The organism is Kitasatospora sp. NPDC091257 (assembly GCF_044757675.1).
Taxonomy (GTDB): domain Bacteria; phylum Actinomycetota; class Actinomycetes; order Streptomycetales; family Streptomycetaceae; genus Kitasatospora; species Kitasatospora lactacystinica.
The window spans coordinates 1-6,932 of record NZ_JBIVVI010000404.1; the positions used below are offsets into that span (position 1 = coordinate 1).

The 6,932-nt window shown below is 68.7% G+C and carries 8 protein-coding genes and 4 pseudogenes; 4 read left to right on the plus strand and 8 right to left on the minus strand.

The window, feature by feature from the left end:
• The 3 genes and pseudogenes from ACIQOV_RS19710 to ACIQOV_RS19720 all read right to left on the minus strand — a co-directional run.
• Positions 1-423: TetR/AcrR family transcriptional regulator (locus ACIQOV_RS19710; RefSeq protein ID WP_401050055.1), on the minus strand; the 423-nt coding region annotated here is incomplete at its 3' end.
• A gap of 330 nt (positions 424-753) precedes the next feature.
• Entirely contained in the window at positions 754-1,155 is a 402-nt protein-coding gene (locus ACIQOV_RS19715) for a YccF domain-containing protein (RefSeq protein WP_380547632.1), read from the minus strand.
• A 373-nt stretch (positions 1,156-1,528) separates the two neighbouring features.
• Positions 1,529-1,742: pseudogene (locus ACIQOV_RS19720) on the minus strand (IS1380 family transposase); the annotation flags it as partial.
• A 172-nt stretch (positions 1,743-1,914) separates the two neighbouring features.
• Between ACIQOV_RS19720 and ACIQOV_RS19725 the strand changes: the two are divergent.
• Positions 1,915-2,403: a DUF5959 family protein gene (locus tag ACIQOV_RS19725; protein WP_401050058.1), complete on the plus strand. Its 489-nt coding sequence runs from the start codon at positions 1,915-1,917 to the stop codon at positions 2,401-2,403.
• A gap of 55 nt (positions 2,404-2,458) precedes the next feature.
• On the opposite strand, the pseudogene ACIQOV_RS19730 reads toward ACIQOV_RS19725, so the two are convergent.
• Both ACIQOV_RS19730 and ACIQOV_RS19735 read right to left on the minus strand, forming a co-directional pair.
• Positions 2,459-2,551 (minus strand): annotated as a pseudogene (locus ACIQOV_RS19730) (IS5/IS1182 family transposase); the annotation flags it as partial.
• A gap of 219 nt (positions 2,552-2,770) precedes the next feature.
• A complete protein-coding gene (locus tag ACIQOV_RS19735; protein ID WP_401050061.1) occupies positions 2,771-3,268 on the minus strand; it encodes a MarR family winged helix-turn-helix transcriptional regulator in 498 nt (165 codons plus the stop codon).
• A 109-nt stretch (positions 3,269-3,377) separates the two neighbouring features.
• Here ACIQOV_RS19735 and ACIQOV_RS19740 point away from each other — a divergent pair, with 109 nt between their 5' ends.
• The 3 genes and pseudogenes from ACIQOV_RS19740 to ACIQOV_RS19750 form a co-directional block, all read left to right on the plus strand.
• Positions 3,378-4,229: an SDR family oxidoreductase gene (locus tag ACIQOV_RS19740; protein ID WP_401050063.1), complete on the plus strand. Its 852-nt coding sequence runs from the start codon at positions 3,378-3,380 to the stop codon at positions 4,227-4,229.
• A gap of 57 nt (positions 4,230-4,286) precedes the next feature.
• Positions 4,287-4,691, plus strand: a complete 405-nt coding sequence (locus ACIQOV_RS19745) for a MarR family winged helix-turn-helix transcriptional regulator (RefSeq protein ID WP_401050065.1) — start codon at positions 4,287-4,289, stop codon at positions 4,689-4,691.
• A 235-nt stretch (positions 4,692-4,926) separates the two neighbouring features.
• Positions 4,927-5,547: pseudogene (locus tag ACIQOV_RS19750) on the plus strand (helix-turn-helix domain-containing protein); the annotation flags it as partial.
• Between the two features lie 82 nt (positions 5,548-5,629).
• Here ACIQOV_RS19750 and ACIQOV_RS19755 read toward each other — a convergent pair.
• From ACIQOV_RS19755 to ACIQOV_RS19765, 3 genes and pseudogenes are all read right to left on the minus strand, one after another.
• The gene (locus ACIQOV_RS19755; protein ID WP_401050068.1) at positions 5,630-6,277 is read right to left on the minus strand and encodes a phosphotransferase; all 648 of its coding nucleotides are present in this window, start codon (positions 6,275-6,277) and stop codon (positions 5,630-5,632) included.
• Positions 6,274-6,396: a hypothetical protein gene (locus ACIQOV_RS19760; protein ID WP_401050071.1), complete on the minus strand. Its 123-nt coding sequence runs from the start codon at positions 6,394-6,396 to the stop codon at positions 6,274-6,276. Before ACIQOV_RS19760 ends, ACIQOV_RS19755 begins: the two co-directional genes overlap by 4 nt.
• Positions 6,397-6,574: 178 nt before the next feature.
• Positions 6,575-6,932 (minus strand): annotated as a pseudogene (locus ACIQOV_RS19765) (hypothetical protein); the annotation flags it as partial.

The following is a 6,932-nucleotide window of genomic DNA, read 5'->3' on the forward strand; positions in this document are numbered from 1 at the left end:
GGGGTCCTCGGCCCCGCGGGAGTGGAACAACTCGCGGAGCCGCTCCTCCAGTTCGCCGAGCAGCCGGTCCTTCCTGGCCTCCGCCGCCGCGTACAGCGGGTGCGTCCCCGGATCGATCATGAGGCCCAGGGCCATCTGCTGGATGTGACGCGTGCGGTGGGCCGCCAGCAGTGCGCGGTCGATGATGGCGGACAACCGTTCGTCCGGAGTGCCCTCGACGTCCAGGAGCTGGTCGATGCCCTCCAGGTAGCGGTCCAGCAACTCGTCCGCGAGAGCGTGCTTGGTCGGGAAGTAGTAGCTGATCAGCCCGCGCGAGACACCTGCCTGCTCGGTGATGTCGGAGACGGTGGCCTGGTGGAAGCCCTTCCTGGCCAGGACGTCGATGGCGGCGGTGACGATCCGTTCGCGGGACGCTTCCCGCAACCGGGCGTTGACATGAGGTGAGCGAGGTGACACGCGGGCTCCAGGGCTTCGGCCGCCATGACGGTTGACTGTACAGACATCCAGTCAACAGGACCAGACCGTCTGCTCGTTCGCGCCCGGAAGTACGTCAACGAGTCTGTGGCGTGCAAGATGCCCGGGCCGAGCCGGATCCGACGGCGGCACCACTGCGAACGGGATCGCGTCCCGGCGCCCGGCGTGGAGCAGGTTCACCCCTCCGCCTCCGCCTGGCACTGCCACGGGCCCGACCGGCGCAAACAGTGATGGCCGACGAGGATCTCCGTCCTCGTCGGCCATCGGTGCTCGCGGCGGTTACCGGGCGCCCCACTCCTGGTCGGTCGGCACGATCTCGCGGCCGAGCGGCATCAGCGAGATCGGGATCATCTTGAGGTTGGCCCAGCCGAAGGGGATGCCGATGATCGACAGGAACAGCGGGATGCTGGTGATCAGGTGCCCGATCGCCAGCCACCACCCGGCGAAGACCAGCCAGATGACGTTCCCCACGCAGGACGCCGGCCCGGCGTCCGGCCGTTCCACCGCCGTGCGCCCGAACGGCCACAGGATGAAGCCGGCAATCCGAAACGAAGCAATGCCAAATGGAATGGTAATTACGAGAAGGCAACAGATAATTCCGGCGAGCACGTAGGCAAGAGCCATCCAAATGCCGCAGAAAACCAACCAGATGACATTGAGGATAAACTTCACTGCACTCATGCTTAGTACCTTCTCACGGCTGATGGCGTTGCACTACGACCGTGCCATGCCCGTCGGCGAGCGTGTCTACGCCCTTAGGGGTCGTTCCTCAGGGATCGGTCCGGGCTGCAGCCTCAGATAGGGACTCCTTCGGATTCAGCGCCCGCCGAGGAGGGCCAGGTGCGCGGCGGCCGACATCGAGAGACTGCCGAGTACTGCCTTCTCCTTCGTGGCAGTGCCGAGCGACGGGACCGGACCCATCGACCGAGGTCACAATCACGTCCGCCAAGTGCGGGAACAGCGAAGCCAGTTCAGTCGAGCACCGTCAGCAGCTACCCACCGCCGGGACGAGATGATTTCCGGCTACGAAAATCTTGCCAGAGCCCAGATCAGTACGCGGACAGATGCCGTGGCGAGTCTCGCCGACCTGCAGCCAGGCGATCTCGCGGGCGGCGGCGCGGGCCGAGCGCAACGCTGCGAGCGCGGCAGGATCGATGCCGGCCAGCAGTCGCCACGCGGTCTTGTGTGGAGGCGACCGGGTCGAAGACCTCGGGCTGGTCGCGCAGCGGCGCGAGGTTGGCGATCGCCTCGCCGTCGTCGGCGAGGATCGTGACACGCGTATTGATCGTCTCGGAGCGTCTGATCACCGGCTTGTCGCAGGCCATGATTGCTGACCTGACGGCCGAGTTGGGCCCGGTCTGGCAAGCCCGGGACACAATCCACGAGCTGAAGCCCTGTCATGGTTACTGCAACGGTGCTTAGAACTGCTAACAAAATGAGGTGAAGGATGCCCTCCGGTCGGGTGAGGATCTCTCCGTACTCGCCGATGAGAGGGTAGCTATGGGCGACAGTCCTCCGAGGAAGCTCATCTCCGTCGCCGATGACGAGGGGAACAGCGTCACCGTCAACGTTCTGGGACGTAACTCCAGGTGGCCTGCTGGCCTTGACGCCGAGATCGTCGTCAAGACGCCCTTCGTGTCCGGCCGCATCGACCTGGCGTTGTACGTCTCGAAGCTGGAAAGCTGGGCGAACGCGCTGGAGAGGCTCGACGCCGGCGAAGACGTCGCTTGGATGGAGATGAGCAGAGGGCCGTCCATCTTCATCCAACTCACCGGCGAGCGTGACTGCCCGGAGGTGGTCGTAGAGGACGAGTCGGGATCCATGGTCACCGTGCGCGTCCCGCTCGTCCCGCCGGACGACTGGATTGCCGACCACCGCCAACGCCTGCACCAGGTGATGAACTACTGGGTGCCAATGCTGTCAGGGTAGGGAGACGAGCCGCCGCCAGCAGATGAGTGCACGGCCGAGGGCCAGGAAGGCTTCGTGGATGTCGAACTCGGCGCTCCACCTTCGGCAACAGCGGCTCGACCACCGCCCACAGCTCGTCATCAACATGCCACGGCTTCGGCCGAGCCACCCCACACCCCCGGATCAACGGTCCCGGAGCGGTCCAACCACCTTGAAGATCATTTCGTTAGGAGTTCTTAGGCGCCGGGTCGGACGCTCTTGAGCGCAGGCGGATGCAACTGGGACTGCAACTGCTGGAGCGTCCGCCGCACGATGCCTGACCTGCGATACGCCGGCCCCATAACGCATCCCGCAATCGGCCAAGCCTCAAGGGGAGACGGGCGTGCGGTCAGGATCCTTTGGCGTCCTCAGCCAGGCCGCGATCGTTCAATTGAGCGAGGGAGCCGACGTACTTGAGCATCAGGCGGGCGAACTCCAGGCGGTCGCGCTCGGCCCAGTCGGCGGTGATGTACTCGAACGCCGCGCGCTGGTGGCGCCGGAAGCGCGCCATGAGGTCGGCGCCTTCGGGGCTGAGCAGGAGGACGGTGCGGCGGCCGTCCTGCTGGGAGGCGGCACGGATCAGGTAGCCGGCCTTGATGTTGTCGGTGACCATCCGGCTGGCGACCGAGGGGTCGACGCCGAGGAGTTCGGCCACGGCTCCGACGGTGATCTCCTTGTCGGAGTCCCGGGTGTGCTCCAGGACGATGTTCAGGACCAGGGTGCGGCTCAGGTCCTTGGCCGAGATGGGGTTCTCGACCTCCAGCAGCGAGGTGCGGCGCAGTTTGGAGAACGCGGGGCCCACGGCGTTCAGCAACTCCTCGGCCATCTGCGGTTCGTTCGTCGTCATGCACCCATCGTAATGTCCGTGAGCAGCCGAAGGCATGTGTTGACGGGAAATTATGTGCATGCAATCATGCATATGTCACGAGCATGCTTCGAACTCTCTGAGAGTCTCCATGACCATCCTCATCACCGGCGCCCGCGGCAAGGTCGGCCAGGCCGTCATCAACCGCCTGCACGCCGCCGGCCTGCCCGTCCGCGCCGCCAGCGCCAAGCCCGCCGAGCTGGCCGTCCCGAGCGGCGTCGACGTCGCCGAAGTCGACCTCAGCCGGTCCGAGACCCTCCCGGACGCGCTCGACGGCGTGCGCCAGGTCTTCCTCTATCCCCAGCCCGATGGCATCGACGCCTTCGTCGAGACCGCACAGGCCGCTGGCGTCGAGCACATCGTCCTGCTGTCCTCCTCCTCGGTCCTGGCCCCCGACGCCGAGACCGACCCACTTGCCTCGCACAGTCTCCACGTCGAGCGCGCCCTCACCATCGCCAACCTGCCCTGCACCTTCCTGCGCCCGGACGCCTTCGCCAGCAACGCCCTCGGCTGGTCCTACTTCATCGGGCACGGCCTGCCGATCCAGCTCGCCTACCCCGACGCGCACATCGCGCCCATCCACCCCGAGGACATCGCCGACATCGCCGTCGAAGCCCTGACCGACACCGCCCTCCGCGGGCGCGCGCTCACCCTCACCGGCGGCCAGTCCCTCACCTTCCGCGAGCAGATCGCCGTCCTGGCCGACGTCCTCGACCGCGACATCCGCGTCGAGACGATCACTCACGAGCAGGCCGAGCAGCAGATGGGCCGTTTCATGCCGGCCCCGATGGCCGGCTCCCTGCTCGCCCTGTGGGCTGCCGCCTCCGGCGGCCCCGCCCCCATCGCCGACACCAGCCAAACCCTGCTCAGCACGCCCGCGCGCACCTTCCGGCAATGGGCGACCGAGAACGCCGCCGCGTTCACCGCGTTCGCCGCGCGCTGACGTCCGCCGCTCCCGCGCCCTGCTCGGCCCACCCGACTTCACTGAAGGACCATCACCATGAAGCCCATCGGCTACTGGCTCAACCGCACCGACAAGGCCCTCACCCGCTACATGAACGGCATGCTCGACGAGTTCGGCCTCACCCGAATCTCCTGGCAGGTCCTCAGCGTCATCCGCGACACCCCCGACGCCGCCGACACCGACGTCCACACGGCCCTCGCACCCAACGCCGACCTCTCCACCCTGACCGCCGCCATCGACACCGCTCTCGCCGACGACTGGGCCACCCGCCCCGCACCTGGCCGGCTGGTGCTCACCACGAACGGCCGCCAGCGCCTCGTCGCCGTCGAGGACCAGATCAGCGCCTTCCGCGAACTGTCCATGACCGGCATCACCACGGAGGAGTACCGCACCGCCGTCAGCGTCCTCGAATGCATGACCCACAACCTCGAGACCCGCTGATCACGGTCGTCGACCGGCGACTGTGACCACCGCGTGCGGTCGAGCAGTTTTCACCCACAGTTGGTCAGGCATCAACGGCCAGCGTGCGGAAATGCCACCAAAATTGGAGGAACAGGTGCGGCCCGGTGTCGGCCCGTTCCCCGCTGCCCCCGAAGGATCGGCCGCTTTCCTCCCATGCCCCTCGCCTCCGCCATGCCCGTCATGCTGACCGCCTCCGAGCCACCGGCTGAAGAAGATGGCCTACGGCCACAAGACCCCGCATCAGACCCGGCAGCGAGCAACCGTCGTTCTGCTGGCCGCCCGGGGGCGCTCCAACGCCCGGATCGCCGCGCAGACGCGGCTACACGTGGACACGGTGCGTACCTGGCGGGGCCGGTTCGCGGCTGGCGGCCTGCCGGCCCTGGCCGACCGTAAGCGGTCCGGCCGGCCGGTCTCATTCACCGCGCTGCAAGTTGCCGAGGTCAAGGCGCTGGCTTGCCAGTTAACCGCCAGGACCGGCGCGCCGCTGGCACGCTGGTTGTGCCCGGAGCTGGCCCGGGAGGTGGTTGCCCGGTCCATCGCCGGGTCGATCTCCACTTCCACCGTGCGGCGCTGGCTCAAGCGGGACACGCTCAAGCCCTGGCAGTACCGGTCCTGGATCTCCGTACGCGACCCCGCCTTCCGGCCCAAGGCCGCACGCGTGCTGGATCTGTACGCCCGAACCTTCGACGGCGCCCCGCTGGGCCAGGACGAGTACGTGCTCTCCGCGGACGAGAAGACTTCCATCCAGGCGCGCTGCCGCTGCCGCCCGACCCTGGCACCCGGGCAGGCCCGGGCGATGCGCGTCAACCACGACTACAACCGCGGCGGCGCCCTGGCCTACCTGGCCGCCTACGACGTCCATCGCGCCCGTGTCTTTGGCCGCTGCGAACCCACGGCACAGCCGTTCCAGTGGAGGTTCACCACCTCCGACCTGGATGATCTGCTGGCCAGCCTCGACCGGCGAGCGCCAGCCGGTCGCCGTCGCGGCGCACGAGCCAGTTCCGCGGGCCGAAGTCGCCGTGGCAGTAGGCGAGCGCGGTGGGCGGGGGCTCGGCGCGGGTGCCCTCGGCTAGGACCTCGATGTCCTCGTCCGACAGACGGGCGTCGCGGGCGCGAGCGATTGCCCGAGCGCGTTCCTGGGCCCAGGGCAGGTACTCGCCGACGGGGACCCCGCTCGTCGGCTGCGCGTGGACCGCGGCCAGGAGCTGCCCGGCCTGCCGGTACACCTCCCGCTCCTCGGCGGCGGTGAGAGCGGTGCTGATGACCGGGGTACCGGGCAGGGCGGAGGTCACGCTGAGCAGCGCGGCGGCGTCGGCGGCCAGCAACGACGGCGTCCGGCCGTCGCCGAGCGCCGGTGCGAGCAGCCGGCAGGCGGCCGTTTCCCGCTCGTGCATGAGCACGTTCTTGTGGCGCTTGGCGAACAGGCGGTGCCCGCTACCGTCGACGACCTCCCAGACGCTCGGATGCCCGGCGCGGTCGTGGGAGCGCACGCCCAGCAGCTCGTAGAACCCTGCCGTCTCGCGCAGCAGCCGGTCCACGTCGTGGGGGATGGTGGGGGCGCTCACGTCGGCCAGCCGACGGTGGACGGGGCGCTGCCACGGGTGATCTCGCCGAGCGCGTGGACCGTGTAGGGCACGGTGTCGGTCGGGAGCTGGTCGAGCGGCCAGAAGGCCAGTTCTCGCACTTGTGCGGTTCGGCGTTGCGGACCTGTAGGGCCCGCGCTTCGATGGGCACCGGGTCCTGTGGGAACGCGCGATTCCACGCCCGATGGGCATTGATTCTGTCGATGCTGCGTGGGCAATCGGCGCGCTCCGACAACACCCGCATTCGTCGGGCCGGGTTTGGCCGCGTATCGCGGACGGTCAGGATGAGGCCTCGGATGCTCCACGGCGCTTGGATCGCCGGTGGAGGACGGCGGCTGCGGCAATGGCGGCGGCGAGGGCTGCGGCGATTGCGGCGGTGATCAGGCCGACGCCCGCGGGGTGGGTGGTTTGTGTCAGCGGGGCGGCGGATGCCGGCGGTGGAGGGGCCTGCGGGGTGGTTGCGACGGCGGAGGCGTCCGTTCCCGGCGGGGTGGCGGCGGAGGCGGTGGTTGCGACGGCGGAGGCGTCCGTTCCCGGCGGGGTGGTGGCGGCGGAGGCGGTGGTTGCGACGGCGGAGGCGTCCGTTCCCGGCGGGGTGGTGGCCGGGTTTGCGGAGGATGAGGCCGGGGCGGTGGGG